Annotated in this window: 19 protein-coding genes; 12 read left to right on the top strand and 7 right to left on the bottom strand. The window is 40.6% G+C overall.

Annotation, left to right across the window (positions count from 1 at the left end; genetic code table 11):
- Positions 1-96: 96 nt before the first annotated feature.
- Entirely contained in the window at positions 97-1,455 is a 1,359-nt protein-coding gene (locus tag PZB74_RS06730; RefSeq protein ID WP_302241630.1) for a DUF4270 family protein, read from the bottom strand.
- Positions 1,439-2,251 (bottom strand): glycogen/starch synthase, encoded by an 813-nt coding sequence (locus tag PZB74_RS06725; protein ID WP_302241628.1) that lies wholly within the window; start codon positions 2,249-2,251, stop codon positions 1,439-1,441. The genes PZB74_RS06730 and PZB74_RS06725 overlap by 17 nt, the downstream gene beginning before the upstream one ends.
- Positions 2,252-2,378: 127 nt before the next feature.
- Between PZB74_RS06725 and panC the strand changes: the two genes are divergently transcribed.
- The 6 genes from panC to PZB74_RS06695 all read left to right on the top strand — a co-directional run bounded on the left by panC (position 2,379) and on the right by PZB74_RS06695 (position 7,903).
- Complete coding sequence (gene panC / locus PZB74_RS06720; RefSeq protein ID WP_302241626.1) at positions 2,379-3,233, top strand: pantoate--beta-alanine ligase; 855 nt, start codon at positions 2,379-2,381, stop codon at positions 3,231-3,233.
- A gap of 100 nt (positions 3,234-3,333) precedes the next feature.
- A complete protein-coding gene (panD, locus tag PZB74_RS06715; RefSeq protein WP_302241625.1) occupies positions 3,334-3,684 on the top strand; it encodes an aspartate 1-decarboxylase in 351 nt (116 codons plus the stop codon).
- A 3-nt stretch (positions 3,685-3,687) separates the two neighbouring features.
- A complete protein-coding gene (locus PZB74_RS06710; RefSeq protein ID WP_302241624.1) occupies positions 3,688-4,722 on the top strand; it encodes a lysylphosphatidylglycerol synthase transmembrane domain-containing protein in 1,035 nt (344 codons plus the stop codon).
- 114 nt (positions 4,723-4,836) lie between these two features.
- Entirely contained in the window at positions 4,837-5,541 is a 705-nt protein-coding gene (locus PZB74_RS06705; protein ID WP_302241622.1) for a zinc metallopeptidase, read from the top strand.
- 134 nt (positions 5,542-5,675) lie between these two features.
- Positions 5,676-6,815, top strand: coding sequence for an acyl-CoA dehydrogenase (locus tag PZB74_RS06700; RefSeq protein WP_302241621.1), 1,140 nt, complete (start codon positions 5,676-5,678; stop codon positions 6,813-6,815).
- A 164-nt stretch (positions 6,816-6,979) separates the two neighbouring features.
- Positions 6,980-7,903 (top strand): helix-turn-helix domain-containing protein, encoded by a 924-nt coding sequence (locus tag PZB74_RS06695; RefSeq protein ID WP_302241620.1) that lies wholly within the window; start codon positions 6,980-6,982, stop codon positions 7,901-7,903.
- 98 nt (positions 7,904-8,001) lie between these two features.
- Here PZB74_RS06695 and PZB74_RS06690 read toward each other — a convergent pair whose 3' ends face one another.
- The 3 genes from PZB74_RS06690 to PZB74_RS06680 form a co-directional block, all read right to left on the bottom strand.
- Entirely contained in the window at positions 8,002-8,454 is a 453-nt protein-coding gene (locus tag PZB74_RS06690) for a methylglyoxal synthase (protein ID WP_302241619.1), read from the bottom strand.
- A gap of 104 nt (positions 8,455-8,558) precedes the next feature.
- Positions 8,559-9,179, bottom strand: coding sequence for an IMPACT family protein (locus tag PZB74_RS06685; RefSeq protein WP_302241618.1), 621 nt, complete (start codon positions 9,177-9,179; stop codon positions 8,559-8,561).
- An 11-nt stretch (positions 9,180-9,190) separates the two neighbouring features.
- Positions 9,191-10,720, bottom strand: coding sequence for an NAD(P)H-hydrate dehydratase (locus PZB74_RS06680; RefSeq protein ID WP_302241616.1), 1,530 nt, complete (start codon positions 10,718-10,720; stop codon positions 9,191-9,193).
- Between the two features lie 203 nt (positions 10,721-10,923).
- Here PZB74_RS06680 and PZB74_RS06675 point away from each other — a divergent pair, with 203 nt between their 5' ends.
- The 5 genes from PZB74_RS06675 (at position 10,924) to PZB74_RS06655 (ending at position 14,718) form a co-directional block, all read left to right on the top strand.
- Positions 10,924-11,307, top strand: a complete 384-nt coding sequence (locus tag PZB74_RS06675) for a RidA family protein (protein WP_302241615.1) — start codon at positions 10,924-10,926, stop codon at positions 11,305-11,307.
- 15 nt (positions 11,308-11,322) lie between these two features.
- Positions 11,323-11,799 (top strand): hypothetical protein, encoded by a 477-nt coding sequence (locus PZB74_RS06670; RefSeq protein WP_302241613.1) that lies wholly within the window; start codon positions 11,323-11,325, stop codon positions 11,797-11,799.
- 102 nt (positions 11,800-11,901) lie between these two features.
- Positions 11,902-13,443, top strand: a complete 1,542-nt coding sequence (gene gltX, locus PZB74_RS06665) for a glutamate--tRNA ligase (RefSeq protein WP_302241612.1) — start codon at positions 11,902-11,904, stop codon at positions 13,441-13,443.
- A gap of 6 nt (positions 13,444-13,449) precedes the next feature.
- The gene (locus PZB74_RS06660) at positions 13,450-13,683 is read left to right on the top strand and encodes a hypothetical protein (protein ID WP_302241611.1); all 234 of its coding nucleotides are present in this window, start codon (positions 13,450-13,452) and stop codon (positions 13,681-13,683) included.
- Positions 13,684-13,944: 261 nt separating this feature from the next.
- Positions 13,945-14,718 carry a TIGR00266 family protein gene (locus PZB74_RS06655; RefSeq protein WP_302241610.1) on the top strand — a complete coding sequence of 258 codons (774 nt, stop codon included), beginning with the start codon at positions 13,945-13,947 and terminating at the stop codon, positions 14,716-14,718.
- 44 nt (positions 14,719-14,762) lie between these two features.
- Here PZB74_RS06655 and PZB74_RS06650 read toward each other — a convergent pair whose 3' ends face one another.
- Positions 14,763-15,380: a methyltransferase family protein gene (locus tag PZB74_RS06650; RefSeq protein ID WP_302241609.1), complete on the bottom strand. Its 618-nt coding sequence runs from the start codon at positions 15,378-15,380 to the stop codon at positions 14,763-14,765.
- Between the two features lie 86 nt (positions 15,381-15,466).
- On the opposite strand from PZB74_RS06650, the gene amaB reads away from it, so the two are divergent.
- Positions 15,467-17,032 (top strand): L-piperidine-6-carboxylate dehydrogenase, encoded by a 1,566-nt coding sequence (amaB, locus tag PZB74_RS06645; protein ID WP_302241607.1) that lies wholly within the window; start codon positions 15,467-15,469, stop codon positions 17,030-17,032.
- Positions 17,033-17,185: 153 nt separating this feature from the next.
- Here the strand turns inward: amaB and PZB74_RS06640 are convergent, their stop codons facing one another.
- Positions 17,186-18,094, bottom strand: a complete 909-nt coding sequence (locus PZB74_RS06640; RefSeq protein WP_302241606.1) for a hypothetical protein — start codon at positions 18,092-18,094, stop codon at positions 17,186-17,188.
- Positions 18,095-18,234 lie beyond the last annotated feature (140 nt).

Genomic DNA, 18,234 nt, shown 5'->3' with positions numbered 1-18,234 from the left:
AAGGCTACTGCCCAAAAGGCTAAGTAGTTTAAAAAAAGTAGAGAGGGCAAAAAAATAGCAGAGCCTGCCTGACTCTGCTATCTTATAAGTTCTAGATCATTTTAACTCTGTATAGTATACTTTTAGCCTTATACTGTCTGCTTCGGTAACTATTTGAGAGTAACGGTCATTTAGGTCTCTGTTAACTCCGCTACTGCTTAGATTAACCGGGTAAAGCATTACGTTAGAGTTGTCTATATAACCATCTACTAAATTTTGTGCAAAGCTGGTCATCTTAATTTCATAAGACATGCTTGCAGAGTCGTAAGCAAAAGGGGAACCTTCTGCCGGTACCGGTATATTATCAATAGAGTTATAGACGTAGTCAGTGTCATTATAAAGCCCTGAAAATATGAGCTGATTGGCCACCGGACTAAATTCTACTAAGTTAGATATACCATCATCTTCCAATTGAAAGCCTAATAGATAAGAAGGTGGAGGTGTGCCTAGCTTTGGTGGCTCAGGTAGGCCTATGTGTAAAATTACCCTGTTTAATAAGACTTTCTCAGAATTGTTTCTTACAAAATCTAACAGTGGCTGAAAGTCAAGCCTGGGCAATACTCCTGTGCCTGCCTGCATGTAGAACCCTCCGTCGGAAGCATCGCCTATTGTACCTGCCTTGCTTAGCTCAGTTAGTACAGTACCATTGCGGTCATATTCTATTCCATTAAAAAACCTGGAAGTACCAAAGCTATAAGACTCAGAAACGGTATCTGAAGGAGCACTGTGGTATACTATCATACTTATTGCAGGATAGAAGCCACTCGCGAAAGTGTTCTCCGTCTCTGATACTAATGCTATGCCTTTAAAGTAATTGGTAAATAGCGCATTGCTATCTATTTCAGCTGCATTTGCTTTCAGCTTATCTAATAATTCGTTCCCCAGAGTTTCGCTCAAACGTATTCTTAAGGTATCTGTAGGTTCTTCGGCATTAGCTGTAAAGCTAAATGAACCTATAGGAGTATCCTCGTAGGCTAACTGTGAGTCACGATAATAAGCAAGGGTGTCGTTGAAATACTCTGTGAGACGATGAATGTTGATACGCTGCTGCATATCGCCATCTGTGCTACCATAGAAATAGTTCTTCACCAGTACCAGCACCATAGAGTCCAGTACATGGTCGTCTTCAGCTTTGTTTACTGAACTATTACCAATCCCTACTTTTATGTAAGCTTTAGATTTAGCATACCCAAAGTTATTATTCTGATAATTGCCTACCAGCATGTTGTCAGCATTGCTTGTAGCTACAGAGTCTAGCTGTGCTAGTTTAAATGGAACGGTAAATTCGGTAAAGGATAAATTGAGATTTTCGTCGTTGGGGTCAAAGTCCAGGCTCAGCAGATCATCATTCTCACAAGAAAAAAATAAGAGGGCTGATAAAACTATCAGCCCGGATTTTTTAGCTAACCAATTCATTGTATAAGTTAAAGTATGAATCGAGAAGGTTATCGTCTTTTTCAATGGTTTCGATCTTTTTCTCACTGTCAAATTCTTCAAGTAAAGTATTTAGATTATCGCTTACTCCATCTTCAGCTTTAATGACAGCATCGGCATATTCTATTCCGATTTTAATGAAGCCATCGTAGTCAGCAGACTGTAGGTTTACCAGCATGCTATCATCAATGTCCATCATCTTAACCTTATCTAAAAGGTCGCCATCAAATTTGTGCTTGAATGGATTATTATAAACGGTAAATACTGTTTTAGTATTTTTGAAGAGAGGGTCATTTTTATAGGTAGTCTTCAAATACATAGGAATCAGGCTGGTCATCCAGTCGTTGCAGTGAACAATATCCGGAGTCCATCCCAGTTTCTTAACAGTTTCTATAACACCTTTGCAGAAGAAAATAGCGCGTTCGTCATTATCCTCGTAGAAATTGTTTTCTTTATCAAAGAATACAGACTTTCTATGGAAGTAGTCCTCATTATCAATAAAGTAAACCTGAAGCTTAGCATTAGGGATAGAGGCGACCTTAATCGTCAGGGGCTTCTCTTCTTCGCCCACGGCAATGTTAATTCCAGATAACCTAACCACTTCATGCAGCCTGTTTTTGCGCTCATTAATTAGTCCGAAGCGAGGAACCAATATACGGATCTCCATACCTCTTTCCTGCATACCTTGAGGTAGCTGTCTTACAAAGTCTGCAACTTCAGAAGTCTGCAAAAAAGGATTGATCTCACTAGCTACATAAAGAATTCGGAGTTTTGACATATCTTTGCGAATTTGAATTGTGTTATTGGAAAAGCATGGGCAAAATTACGAAAATTTTACCATATTTCCACTTTTTTTCAATTGCACGCAGCGTTTTGCGTGTTTAATCGTATTAGGACTGGTAATAATGCAAATATTTGAAAACATTAAATCCCTTCAGATTTTTTTGTCGGAGCAGCGGCAAAAAAACCGCTCAGTAGGCTTTGTGCCTACAATGGGAGCACTGCACTCAGGCCATCTTAGCCTGCTTAAACAGGCCAAAAATGAGAATGACCTGGCTATTTGCAGCGTTTACGTTAACCCCACTCAGTTTAACAACACAGATGACCTGGAAAAATATCCCCGAAACCTGAATCTTGATAAAAATTTGTTGGAGAACGTGAATTGTGATGTATTATTTTGCCCAACAAATGAGGAAATGTACCCCTACGAGAGAGCTAATGGCATGGCCATGAGTTTTGGCAGACTGGATCAGGTACTGGAAGGTAAATTTCGTCCCGGTCATTTTAGCGGTGTTGGCTTGGTACTCTCCAAGCTCTTCCATATTGTGCAGGCAGATAAAGCTTACTTCGGACAAAAAGATCTACAGCAATGCAGTGTGGTGCAAAAGCTGGTAGACGAACTCTTTTTTGATACACAACTCGTTGTTGTGCCCACCGTAAGAGAAGACAACGGTCTGGCCTTATCTTCTCGTAATGAGAGATTATCCTCGGAGGGAAAAAAGCTGGCTGCAAATTTGTACCAGGCGTTGCAAAAAGTGAGTGATGCCTTGCAGAGAGGGAAAGCCCCAGAGCAGGCGCGGCAAGAGGGGGTAGATAGCTTAAGTAAGTATTCGGAAATAGAGCTGGAATACTTGGAAGTAGTTGACAAAAGAAATTTTATGCCTCCTACAGACGCTACACCTCAAGTAGAAGTAGCCGTCTGTACAGCAGCTTATGTTGAGGGGGTAAGATTAATAGATAACATACTTGTTTTTTCATAACCCAAAGGAATTTTATTAAATAACTGGTGTTTTATCTTGGCGACTTTTGCAAGCACTCTAAAGCCTCTTGCAAACCATGAATAAAACCATGCAAACAACAATGAATATTCAAGTCTTAAAATCTAAAATACATCGTGCAAAAATTACCCAGGCAGAGTTGCACTATGTAGGAAGCATTACTATAGATGAAGCCCTGATGGATGCTGCCAACCTTATTGAAAATGAGAAAGTGCAGATTGTAAATGTCAATAATGGCGAGCGCCTTGAAACTTACGTGATTAAAGGAGAGAGAGGAAGTGGTATGATCTGTATGAATGGGCCGGCAGCTCGTAAAGTACAGGTTGGCGATATAATTATCATCATATCTTATGCAGGTATGGATTTTGAAGAAGCTAAAAGCTTTAAACCAAGTGTTATTTTTCCTGACGATAATAACCGATTGACGAGCTAAACTTTGGGCAATATTAAAAACTACCTAAAGTACATCATTTCTCTGCTGGTAGCAGGAGCTTTGCTGTGGTATGTCTTCAAAGACTTTGACCTTAGCACTTTTGTAGCAAAACTACGCGAAGTAGATTACCGATGGGTAGCTCTTGCCATACTTATATTTATTGTTAGTCATACCCTTAGGGCTTTTAGGTGGAATACCATGCTACATCCCTTGGGTTATCGGCACCTGACTACCTTTCGCACACTTTTGGCAGTTATGGTAGGCTATTTTGCTAACCTGATTATTCCGAGGATGGGAGAGGTAAGCCGTTGCGGCATACTTAAAAAAACGGATAAAATACCTATTACTACTTCTTTGGGAACAGTGGTTGCCGAGAGGGTAGTAGATCTTATATGTCTGTTTTTTGCCTTAGTACTTTTGCTTGTATTTGAGTTTGAACTACTCAACGAATTTATTTTTTCTTTTTTGGGCGATAAATTCACTGCTCTACAGGAAAACGCTGGTGTACTGTATATTTTAGTAGGTTTAGGAGCGGCATTTTTGCTGCTGGTTTTTTTTCTTAGAAAGCAGATTAAACGTGCAGTTCAGCACCACACCCTATGGCACAAGCTACGTAACTTAAGTAAAGAGTTGCTGAAAGGTGTAACCAGCATCGGGCGTATAGAAAACAAAGCGGGTTTCTGGCTGTCGACACTTTTTATGTGGGTAGGCTATTATATGATGTCTTATGTGGTATTTTTTGCATTACCAGAAACTTCGGCATTGGGCCTGGGAGCAGGCCTGGCTGTATTAGTTATGGGTAGCCTGGGTATGGCAGCACCAGTGCAGGGAGGCTTTGGCACTTTTCATGCGTTGGTAAGTGGCGTACTACTACTCTATGGCGTAGCTGAGCAGGAAGGTGTGCTTTTTGCCACTTTAATTCATAGTATGCAGACTGTTTCTTTTATTATTTTTGGCGGTATCAGTTTTTTTATTGCTTCAGTTCTTTCTACTAAAAAGAAAGTAAATACTACCGCTGAGCAAAAATATAATGCTTAAAAAAAACGTCTTACATCTTATAACTTCCTTTAGTTTTAGCCGTAAAATAGCTTTGCATTATGGAGCATAAATAGCTTTATTTATGTTTTACTAGCAAACATTGATTTAAAAAATATGTCATTATACTTAATATTATTTATAGGAGTAGGAATCTTGAGCTTTGCTGTAAGTCAGAGGCTTAAGAACAAATTCAAGAAATACTCACAAATCCGCTGGAATGCAGATTTGACAGGTCGTGAAGTAGCTGAGCGTATGCTCAGAGATAACCGTATTTATGATGTGCAGGTAGTTTCTGTACCCGGGCGACTATCGGACCACTACAATCCGGCAGACAAGACTGTTAACCTTAGTGAAGAAGTATATTACGGACGTTCAGCGGCAGCTGCGGCGGTAGCTTCTCACGAATGTGGACATGCGGTACAACATGCTACAGCTTACAGCTTTCTGGAATTTCGTTCCGCTATGGTGCCGGTGCAAAATGTAAGTGCCAAAATCCTGAATATGGTAGTATTGGCCCTTTTCTTCGGGGGAGCATTTGTATTTGGTCTCAACGGTAGTTTTTTCAGTCTGGCGCTGCTAATTATTATTGCCTGTTATGCTGTAATTACACTCTTTTCGCTGGTTACCTTACCTGTTGAGTTTGATGCAAGTAAGCGTGCATTGGCATGGATTAAGCAACAGAATATTGCTTCACCTAACGAATACGGTATGGCTAAAGATGCTCTTAAATGGGCAGCTATGACCTATGTAGTAGCTGCTTTAGGTTCTGTAGTTGGTTTGCTATACTGGATATCTATTTATCTGGGTGGCCGCGACTAGTGCTTAGTAGCATATAAAAATATTTGAAGCACCTGCGTGAAAGCGTAGGTGCTTTTTTTGTAATACTGCGTCCAAAGCTTATCTTGCAGTAAGATACTCTGCATGCATAACAAATTATTAACATATATAAGCTTATGGATTTTCAACTGACAGAAGAGCATCTGGCCGTGCAGGAAGCCGCCAGAGAGTTTGCACAAAGTGAACTATTGCCTGGAGTAATTGAGCGAGACGAGAAGCAGGAGTTTCCTACTGAGCAAATCAAAAAAATGGGAGAGCTAGGCTTCATGGGCATGATGGTGAGTCCAGACTACGGAGGTGGTGGAATGGATACAAAGTCTTATGTACTGGCTATGGAGGAGATTTCTAAGGTTGATGCCTCGGCATCCGTATGTATGTCTGTAAACAATTCATTAGTATGTTGGGGAATAGAGGAGTACGGTTCAGAAGATTTAAAGCAAAAATACCTGCCTCAACTCGCCAGTGGTCAGATAATAGGCGCGTTCTGCCTATCAGAGCCAGAGGCAGGCTCTGATGCTACCATGCAAAGAACCACCGCAATTGATCAGGGTGACCACTATATAATAAATGGTACCAAAAACTGGATTACTAATGGAAATAGCGCGTCTGTACATATTATTATCGCGCAGAGTGATGTGGAAAAAAAGCATAGGGGGATTAATGCATTAATTGCCGAAAAGAGTTGGGAGGGCTTTACCGTAGGTAAGAAGGAGAATAAAATGGGTATTAGAGCATCTGACACTCACTCTCTTATGTTTAATGATATGAAAGTACCCAAAAGCAATAGAATAGGAGAAGATGGCTTCGGGTTTAAGTTTGCGATGTCTGTACTTAATGGTGGAAGAATAGGTATTGCCGCACAGGCTCTGGGTATAGCTTCAGGCGCATATGAGCTATCCCTACAATACGCGAAGGAAAGAAAAACTTTTGGTCACGAGATAGCTAAACACCAGGCCATACAATTTAAGTTGGCAGAAATGGCTACTAAAATTGAGGCCGCGAGACTGCTCTGCTTGCAGGCGGCAGATCTAAAAGATCAGGGAAAGAACTACGCGCAGGCGAGTGCTATGGCAAAATTGTATGCCTCACAGGTGGCCATGGAGGTAAGCACTGAGGCTGTGCAGATCCATGGAGGATACGGCTTTGTTAAGGAGTATCATGTAGAAAGAATGATGAGAGATGCTAAGATAACACAGATATATGAAGGCACTTCGGAGATACAAAAGATAGTAATTGCGAGGGGAATATTAAAATAACAGTATATGTATGTAATATTTTAGGTTATAATGAAAAAAATTTGTATTTTGCGAGCAAGTTTATAATTTCTTATTTGGAAAGTTACATGGGTTTATTAAATTTGAACAATGATTTCAAATGAAGAAATTCTGTTATTACCGAACATATTATACTCCTAAGCTGAATGGAAGACTACAACAAAATTATTGAATCGCTCAGTGTAAGATTCATCAAAGCGAAAAACATTAGAATCTTACAGCCTGTAAGAATACAAAATTATTACGATGTTGAGAACACAATTCTGATTCTTAATCGTGGTAAGATCAGATATGGCAACGATGATACTGAGGTGAGTGGCGGTAGTGTAGTGTTCATCCCGGGTGGCAAGCAAGTATCAGTTACCTATGGCACCGGTGATCCGGTAAGCTTATCTAATGATGATTTTATCAACAACAAAGAGTTGTATTTTCAGTCGTTAGAAACCACAGACGTAAAAACATTAGAAGCAGAAAATTTCAGCTTTATTAATTTCGAAGCTAAAGTATTTGACTCGGTAAACTTTTTTGCTTCACTAGATATTCCTCCATTTGTTTTAGAGAGTAATAGTAAGATACAGGAGATTATTCAGGAGATATTAAGTGAGAACAACTCTGAAACTCCAGGCAAAGACAGAATTATTAAGTTAAGCACTGAGCGTATGGTAATTGAAATCATTCGCTATATTCTGGATAACAGAATGTTTGTAGAGCAGCTGGCTACCAACAGTACTTACTTTAAAGATCCTCGTCTGATAGATATTTTTGCATATATTAAAGACAATATCGGAGGTGACCTATCTAATAAGGTGCTTGCCAATGTAGCAAATGTGTCTGAAGATTATGTAGGTCAATACTTTAAAATGTTGACAGGTATTAACCCTCAGGATTATATTGAGTATCAGCGTATGGAGAAAGCTGTAAACTTACTGAGAACTACCAAAAAGAGTATTCGCGAAATTGGTAAAGATGTAGGTTACAAAGATACGGCTTACTTCTGCCGACGTTTTAAGATGATGTTTGGTATACCTGCTGGTAAAATGCGTCGTCGTGAGTCGTTGATGAATGTGTAAATAAAGACACTAAATACAAATATCAAACCCGGTCTAGAGCCGGGTTTTTTTATGCCTAATAGGTAAGCATGCACTTATAGTTGTACCTAAATCATAATTTACTTCTTAAGATTACGGTTGAGGTAGGCATCAAAGTTAGGGGCCTCCCGACTATATTCTGAAATAATTTTGGCGGAGGCAAACAGAAAGTTAGCCGAAGCACGGTTGCAGGCAAAAGGAATATCCCAGGTTACAGCAATACGGAGAAGTGCTTTAACATCCGGGTCATGAGGCTGAGGCTCAAGAGGGTCCCAGAAAAAGATAAGAAAATCAATTACCCCTTCCGCTATTTTAGCACCAATCTGCTGGTCGCCTCCTAGCGGACCACTCAGTAGCTTATAAATGCTGATAGATTTAATATCTTTCAGACCATCTTCCAGCATTTTGCCCGTAGTTCCTGTAGCATATAAATCATAACCTGCTAGTAACTCTATGTGATCTCTTACCCACTGAAGAAGCTCTGGTTTTTTGTTATCATGGGCTACAAGAGCCACTGCCTGTTTTTCTTTCATAAGAGGAATAATTCTTTGACTAAGTAGCTATAAAAATGATAAGATTTTTTGTGGGAAGAAACGATTCACTTATAAAAAACAAATATACTGTGCCATAGATAATGCTAACCCTCATTATCCATGACTATCACATCCTGCGCTTTACTGAACTCCTCTTTAGCATCTAACCAGCGACTACGAGGAACGGCTAGCATATAGTAACAGTCTTCAGCAAAATCCTGTGCCTCTATCTGTGCTTCAAACTTATCAATAAGCTGCATTACCTCATTAGTGGCTGTATAAGCAAAACGAACTTCAAAAGTCTTTAGAATTAGTTTTTTTACAATCTGGTTATTGGCTAGAGCATCTGCGGTAGCAGTTTTATAAGCGTGAATAAGGCCAGGAACTCCTAACTTAGTTCCTCCAAAATAACGGATAACTACCACCAAAACATCGTGTAGGTTTTGTGAGCGTATCTGTCCTAATATTGGGTCGCCTGCGGTATGTGCAGGTTCTCCATCGTCATTAGCCCGGTAAGTTTCTTCTCTCCCTTCTTCAGCTTTAAAGATAAACGCATAGCAATGATGTCGGGCATCGTAATATTGCTTCTTAAGCCCATCCAAATGGCTTTTTACTTCAGCCTCAGTACTTACGGGATAAGCATAAGCCAGAAACTTACTGCCCTTCTCTTTATAGCTTCCTTCAGAAGCTTGTTTTAATGAGTAATAAATATCCTGCTCAGCCAAATGTCTAAAATTTAAGTCAAACTCTTGTACGCCGCGCCAATGTGGTCAATCAGGTTAGATGCCAGCATTGCCTGCTGTCCCATAGACTCTACAGCCAGATCGCCAGCCTTACCGTGCAAATATACGCCTAAAATGGCAGCTTCCAGAGGGTCGTACTTTTGAGAGAGTAGTCCGGTAATAATACCAGTAAGCGCATCGCCAGTGCCGCCGCTTGCCATACCCGGGTTACCACTACTATTGAAGCAAATCTTACCGTTTGAGGTACCTACTGCGGTATGGGCCCCTTTCAGTACTACAAATACTTTATAGCGTTTGGCAAAACTCTGTAATAGTTGTAAGCGGTGAAAATCGTTCTTTGCGGGTTCGGTAAGGCGCTCAAACTCTTTAGGGTGCGGAGTTAAAATAGAGTTTTCAGGTAAGAGCTCCAGAAGCTCAGGGTTTTTGCTACAGATATTTAAGGCATCGGCATCCAGTACACTAGGCATCTGTAAAGATTTAGCCTTTTCCAGAATGTTTTTAAGCGCTAATGTGGTTTCCTCAGCGGTGCCTAAGCCGGGGCCTATTCCCAGGGTGGTATAATTGTTTAATGCGGTACTTCCTGCCTGAGGCAGATCAGTAAATATATACTGATGACGATCTACCGTGGTCATAGCCTCAGGAGCAGACATCTGTAAAATTTGATATCCACACTCAGGCACGTGTACCGTGAGTAACCCTACGCCAGAGTGAAGACAGGCTCTTGCGCATAGTACCGCCGCACCCATTTTTCCATGACTACCGCAAACCAGAATAGTTTTACCGAAATCTCCTTTATGCGCATGTATCTTACGTCTTTTTAGTATAGAACGCACAAGCATTTCGTCTGTATAATAGTAGTCCGCATCTGCCTGGTTAATATAATCGCGATCTAAACCTATATCCAGGGTCTCCCAGGTGCCGGTATAACGCGTAGTTTCGGGCAACAAAAAAGCGATTTTGGGCATCTGAAAAGTAAAGGTATAAGTAGCCTGTATAATAGAGCAACCTTCTTCCTCCAGGGGTTTATCAGCAAAAAGACCAGACGGTATATCAATAGACACTACAGCAGCTTCAGATGCATTTATCTTCTCAATTACTTTCGCAAATATACCCTCTACCTTCCTTGACAATCCGGAGCCGAAGAGTGCATCTATTACAATAGCTTCTCTGGGAATTTCAGGTATATCTTGCTCTACTTCAATATTTTTTACGCTCACTAACTCTCGCAGGCGTGTTCGGTTAGTTTTAAAATCATCAGAACCTTTATTGGAGGCCCCAACCGTGTAAACATGAATTTTACAATTATGCTGGTGTAAGAGGCGTGCAAAAGCTAGCCCGTCCCCACCGTTATTTCCGGGCCCGCAAAAGATATAAACAGGGTTTACAGTAACTCCAAAAGTTTCCAGAAACTGATGCAAAAAAACAGTGGTAGCACGCTCCATCAGATCTATTGAACTAATTGGCTCATTTTTGATGGTAGCTGCATCAGCTTCACGGATTTGCTTTGTGGTGAGTATCTTCATAAAAATATTATTAAAATTTGAAAAATCATCCCATACATTGCTCTAACTAAGGCATCAGAAAGGCCTTTCAAGCCAATGTAACAGCCCTTAGTGCTACTGCCTATAGGGGTGCCAAATAAAATTAGGAATTATGGTGTATTTGATTATTCTAATCAAGTAGATTTACAACTTGTTTATTTTTCTGACATAAATACAGTAAAGACATGGCAAAAGAAGTAATTCATACCGATGAAGCCCCGGCTCCAATAGGTCCGTATAGTCAGGCGATTAAAGCGGGCAGCACACTTTTTGTTTCGGGGCAGATTGCTCTGGATGCAAATAGTGGAGAGCTGATTAACGATAACATCACAGAAGAAACTCATCAGGTAATGAAAAATCTGGAGTCTATACTACGTGCGGCTGGTGTAGGTTTTTCTCAGGTAGTAAAGTGCTCAATTTTTGTAAAAAATATGGACGATTTTGCTACAGTAAACGAGGCTTACGGGCAGTATTTTAAAGAGCTACCCCCGGCCAGAGAAACAGTGGAGGTAAGCCGTCTGCCAAAAAATGTGAATGTAGAAATATCCTGCATCGCTACCTTAGACTAAGGGAAGGGAAAAGTAGTGTTGTCTTTATTTCCTTATAGTAGAGAAACCATAGTTTCCTCATACAATGCCCGCGAGCTGTCGCAGCGCTTATGGAAAGTAACTCAGCCCACCCGCGAAGGAGAGTGGATGCCAGATGTAGAAGACGATGAACTGTTGTTTAACGGCAGAGTAAAAGGCAATGAGTTTAAGCTTTCTCGTAAGGTAAAGCGGGCAAATAACTTTCTTCCCCTTATGAGCGGCACAATAGAAAGCAGCTCAATGGGTAGCATTGTTTTTATACAATATAAACTATTTATCTGGACCCTGTCTTTTCTCATATTCTGGTCAGTGCTTACCAGTCTGTTTGCGCTGTACTTTTTTGTGTATGAGCGTATTTATATTAATGCTGCTTTTTCTTTATCAGTAGGTTTAGCTAATTATGTTATTGCCCTACTTAATTTTCAGAGACAGGTAAAAATCAGTAGCCGCACCATTAAAGAAGTATTGCAGTAGCTAGGCAGCTCTTAGTTTGCAATGCCCCTTTAGCTATTATAATTTTGCGCAACCATCGCCTACACCCTTAGTTAATAAATTACATAGAGATTAATCATCATAATGGAACAGAAAGTAAGAGTAAGGTTTGCCCCAAGCCCTACAGGGCCTCAACATATCGGAGGAATTCGTACCGCATTATACAATTACCTATTTGCCAAACAGCTTAAGGGTACATTTATCTTAAGAATAGAAGATACCGACCAGACTCGCTATGTACCAGGCTCAGAAGAGTACCTGAAAAAAGCATTGGACTGGTGCGGTATACAACCCGACGAAGGAGTAGATCAGGGAGGGCCTTATGCTCCTTATCGTCAGTCGGAGCGAAAAGATATGTATCAGAAATATGCTCAGCAGTTAATAGATGCCGGTCATGCGTATTATGCCTTTGATACAGAAGAAGAGCTGAACGAAATGCGCGAGCGACTGAAGGAGGCGCGTGTTGCGCAGCCCCAGTACAATGCTATTACACGCATGACGATGAAAAACTCGCTGACTCTTTCAGAAAAAGAAGTAAAAGAGAAGATGGAGGCGGGTGAGCCTTATGTGATACGCCTAAAAGTACCTCGTAAAGATGAAGTAAGGCTCAATGATATGGTCCGTGGTTGGATTATGGTACACTCTTCTACGCTGGATGATAAAGTTCTGATGAAGTCTGATGGTATGCCTACCTATCACCTGGCAAATGTGGTAGATGACCATCTTATGAAAATTACTCATGTAATTCGTGGCGAAGAGTGGCTTCCTTCGGCTCCCCTTCATGTATTGCTTTATCGTTTTTTAGGCTGGGAAGATACCATGCCTAAGTTTGCGCATTTACCCCTGTTACTTAAACCAGATGGTAATGGTAAGCTTAGCAAGCGTGACTCGTTAAAACATGGGTTTCCGGTATTTCCGATGGAATGGATAGATGATGACAATAATCAGCTTGCAGGTTTTAAAGAAGATGGTTACCTGCCCGAAGCTTTTCTTAACTTCTTGGCCTTCCTGGGTTGGAACCCCGGCACGGAGCAGGAAATATTCTCTAAGGAAGAGCTTATTAAATCCTTTAAAATTGAGCAGATAAACAAAGCAGGAGCCAGGTTTGATATCAACAAAGCCAAATGGTATAATCAACAATATCTGAAGCAAAAAACAAACGAAGAGCTGGCAGAGATGCTACTGAAAGAGCTTGAAAAGGAAGGCGTAGCCAGTAGTCGTGAAAAAGCTGCATTCGTAAGTGGATTAATGAAAGAGCGAGTGACATTTCCTGCGGAGATATGGAAAAATGCACAATTCTTTTACGTAGCTCCCCAACGATATGACGAAAAAATCGTTAATAAGAAGTGGACGGAAGAGGCAGTAACTGTACTTAAGGCTTATGCCAATGCTCTTAAAGAGCAATCTAACGGGATTAGTGCAGATGAAGCTAAAGCAGTGTTAGAGCAGGTATTGAACGATTTGGGCGTAAAAATGGGAAGGGTAATGCAGGCATTGCGTTTAGCCGTCACTGGTGAGGGTTCTGGCCCGGATCTAATGCCTACCATTGAGGTATTAGGGACAGCCGAGACCGCTTCCAGAATAGAAAATGCCCTGGAAAGACTTGGGGATAAGGTTAAAACGTAGAAAATTATGAGCAGAAAAAGATTAAGTAAGAGAGAGAAGCCAAAGGTTAATAACGAATTGGATGGTTTTGATATTAAAATCGATTCTTTTGGAGAGATTAGATCCACTCTGGAGATTGATAAAATTAATAAATTTCTAAACCGCCACGTGGACGACAAAAAGCTACGTGACCGAGACGATATTGATAAAGGCCAGGAAGATGTTGATAACAAAAACTCTTCACAAGAAGACAAACAATAGGTAGATCTACATATTGTAAATATTTTAAAAGCAATCCAATGTGGATTGCTTTTTTGCTTTGGACAAAAATGAAAGGTCAAATTCCTTACCTGTAGACTAATTATCAGGTATTTTATATTTTGAACCATCAAGTTACTTCAATAGCACCTTTCAGATTTTCAGAAAAGTAGAACCCGTACAATATTTAGAGGGTAAGTACAGACTTTAGTATAGGTAACAAGCAAAATTAATATACATTAACACACCTAATCCTTTAACCCAATGAACAAATCGCACGAAATTGATTATGAAATTCATGGCCACGGCATACAGCTAGTAGAAGTGGAGCTTGATCCTAACGAAACTGTAATTGCAGAAGCAGGTGCCATGGTGTACATGGATAACAGTATACAGTTTGAAACCAAAATGGGTGATGGCTCTAACCCAAATCAGGGTTTCTTTGGCAAACTACTATCCGCCGGCACACGCATGCTTACCGGAGAGTCTGTTTTTATGACGCATTTTACCCACCGCGGACATGGTAAAGCTAAAGTAGCTTTCTCTGCACCTTATCCCGGCACTGTTATACCTCTGGATCTTTCTTCATTTCAGGGAGGTAGCCTAACGGTACAAAAAGACGCTTTTTTGTGTGCGGCATTGGGTACAAAAGTAGATATCACTTTTAATCGTAAGCTGGGTTCAGGTCTGGTTGGAGGCGAAGGTTTTATTTTGCAAAGATTACAGGGAGATGGGCGTGCTTTTATACATGCTGGAGGTACCGTAATAGAAAAAGAGCTTAACAACGAGACCCTGAAAGTAGACACTGGCTGTATTGTAGCGTTTGAGTCTTCTATAGACTTTGATGTACAGTCGTCCGGAGGCCTAAAATCTATGATATTTGGTGGGGAAGGGCTTTTCTTAGCAACCCTATCGGGCACCGGAAAAGTTTGGCTACAATCTATGCCCATCCGTAAACTAATTGCTGCTCTGGCCCCTTACGGTAAAAATGAGAGCAAAGGCGAAAGCTCAATTCTGGGAAGCTTTTTGGAAGACTAGTATATTCTGGCCGGATGGAAGTTCGGCCTTTTAAATTTTCCCCATTATTGGCGCATTTTTTTTAATGCTTTAAAATTAGGGATCAGCATAGGCACCTGCTGCTGGTACTTTTTATATCCCTCACCAAATTGCCTGACTAGCCTCTGCTCTTCAAAATGTGCGCCTACGATCAGGTATGCGATTAATAACAAAACAGTAATTAAGTTGACCTGGGTAGGAGAAAAAAAACAGTACCCAACCAGCATGAGTAAACCTCCAAAATAGAGAGGATGCCTTACCGCTTTTAATACACCTTGGGTATGCAAAACGTCTTGAGAAGAGTCAGCAGGCTTTAGTCCCAAAAACTTTTTCAAAGAAAATTGCTTAAAAGCCAGTCTTACAAAAATAATTCCATAGGTAGCTAATGCTAAACCTATAAAGGTAAAGGCCTCTTTCCAGGTGGCAGGAACGATAAGCTGAGAAGGCCGTGTAACATGATAATACAAAATAGGGAGCAGGCTTATCAGGGCAAACATATTATAAAGTACACGATAATACTTGGCAGCTTTACCCATTATACTTTTTATACTGTCTTTTGCCTGTTGGGAAGCTAACAAACTATGTATGCCAAAGTATACTAACCAGAGCAGCGTAAGCGTAAGATAATCAGTAAGATTGTTCATGTGCTAATTTCCTTCAGGGATATGAAAAACAGAATAATTCTTTTAAGCTTGTAAGCGATTGTTTGCGAGAATAAACTTTTTACACGATGGAAACAACACAAACATTAACCAACGAAATGCAGCAGGTGCTGCAAACCTTAAAAGTAGATAGTCTGAACCCTGCATACAGTACAGGCTTGCATAGCGGTAGCGCTACTGAAGGAGGAGCCACAAAAGAAATTCACTCTCCGGTAGATGGCGCTTTGATCGGAAGTGTAAAAATGGCCGACGAAGCTATCTACGAAAAAGTAGTAGAACAAGCCCAAAAAGGTTTTATGGTATGGCGTAAGATGCCTGCACCCCAAAGGGGAGAAATCATCAGGCAGATTGGTCTTAAACTACGAGAGTACAAAGAGCCACTGGGGAAACTGGTGACCTACGAAATGGGCAAAATATATCAGGAGGGATTAGGAGAGGTACAGGAGATGATAGACATCTGTGACCTAGCCGTAGGCCACTCACGACAGTTATACGGCTTTACTATGCACTCAGAACGGCCCAATCACCGTATGTACGATCAGTACCACCCTATGGGCATAGTTGGTGTAATATCCGCTTTCAACTTTCCGGTAGCTGTCTGGGCCTGGAATGCTATGATTGCCGCGGTATGTGGTAATGTCGTCATCTGGAAGCCCTCAGAGAAAACTCCTCTAACTGGTATAGCTTGTCAGAATATTGTGGCAGAAGTGCTTAAAGAAAACGACTTGCCAGAAGGTATTTTTAACCTTGTAATTGGTGATGCTGAAATTGGTTCGCTGATGTCTCACGACCGTCGTATTCCTTTAGTATCAGCTACAGGCTCCACCCGTATGGGCAAAAAGGTAGGAGAAGCCGTAGGCGCTCGTTTGGGTAAATCTCTGTTAGAACTGGGGGGTAATAATGCAATTATTATTACTGAGCATGCCGATATGGAGATGGCTATCAGGGCAACTGTATTCGGTGCTGTAGGTACTTGTGGGCAGCGCTGTACCAGTACGCGTAGGCTTATTATCCATGAAAGCAGATACGAAGAAGTAAAAGAGCGCTTACTCAAAATATACCCTTCACTATCTATCGGTAATCCATTAGATGGTAAAACCTTGGTAGGCCCTATGATTGATCACGAGGCAGTAGCAAATTTTAAAAAGGCCCTGCAAAATGTACAGCAAGAAGGAGGCAAGCTCTTAGTTGGAGGGGAGGTACTGGAAGGAGAGAGCTACGCCAGTGGTAATTATGTGAAGCCAGCAATTGTAGAGGCAGAGCCGCAATACGAAATGGTACAGGAAGAAACTTTTGCTCCAATACTTTATCTGCTGAAGTATCAAGGTGAAGTAGAAGAGGCTATTAGCATACAAAACAATGTAAAGCAGGGTCTTTCGTCTGCTATCTTTACACAAAATTTATTAGAAGCAGAAACTTTCCTTTCGTACCAAGGCTCTGACTGCGGTATTGCAAACGTAAATATCGGGACTTCTGGTGCTGAAATTGGAGGGGCATTTGGCGGGGAAAAAGATACTGGCGGTGGACGTGAGTCTGGCTCAGATGCCTGGAAGTTTTATATGCGCAGGCAAACCAATACAATCAACTATAGTACTGAGCTTCCTCTGGCCCAGGGTATTGAGTTTAACATTTAATATTTTTTAGCATAAACCAAAGAGCCACTTTCACTTACAGAGAGTGGCTTGTTCTCACCCTTTAAGGGTGAGGAATATGCCGTGAACTTATTTTGAGTACAAAGAGAGTTTTAAGAAAGTATAAGTGGAGATATATAAATGCAAACTGCTTAGCTAGCTTACTCCTGACTGTTTTTTTGAGTGTATATTTAATTTTTTGTCAGGCGAGTGCAATATCTCATTAATAGCACCTACAACAGCGTCAAGTTCTTGAGTAGCAACATCCAATTTATCCAGAAGGTCTTGATTTAAAGGTTCTGGTGCTTGCCTAATAAGTAATACAAGTCCCATGATACGACATAAAGGGCCTCTTACCTTATGTGCATTGTAAAATGCATAGTCCATTAGCTGTTGGTTAAGTTCTTCCAGGTCATGGGTACGGCGGGCCACACGCTCTTCCAGGGTCTGGTTGATCTGCATGATTGATTCATTTTGTTTATGAGTGATTTTACCTTTTTCCATTAATACTAATGACTGCTGTCGCAAAATTTCTCTTTCCAGATCAAAATTAGACTTCAGGTTAAAAGCAAGGTAGGCAGCAGTAATAGAGCAGACTATAAGTACAATTGGTACAGAGGCAATAGCTTGTGGGGTAGGTTCACTAATAATGGAGTATTCTGTATAAATTTCAAGCAATATCAGCACTATCTGTATGCCTACATAAACACATATCACAATTAGCCTTTGTTTTGCAGGTGAAATAATGACACTTAATAGTGTAGCAATCAGGAAAAGGTATGGGATAGCTGTTTTCAGACCTCCCATACTTATCCAGAAAATTGTTAATAGCAGTAATAGAGAAGTAATTAACGGATTAATTACTTTGTCAAACTGTTGTTTTACCTGTCCTATACAGAAAAGAAAAACATAAAATAACCATGAAATTATGACCAGAATGGCATTTATTGGTTTCCCTCCATAGATAATGTGGTTAATAATACCGTAGGTATTTAGTGAGATTATAGTTATGAAAATATACTGAGCAAGCTTTTTCTCAAATGTCCTCTCTATCTGATATTCCATATGGGGCTATAATTCATGGAAAGGCTAAAGTTTATAGAAGTACGAAAGCATAAACTTATAATGGTACACAAATACATACCATTCAATCCAAGATAATATACTTTGGTGTAATACTTTTTATCAATACTGCATTATTTGAG

Origin of the sequence: Porifericola rhodea, from assembly GCF_030506305.1 — a bacterium.
Lineage (GTDB): Bacteria > Bacteroidota > Bacteroidia > Cytophagales > Cyclobacteriaceae > Catalinimonas > Catalinimonas rhodea.
This window is presented reverse-complemented; position numbering and strand designations above follow the sequence as displayed.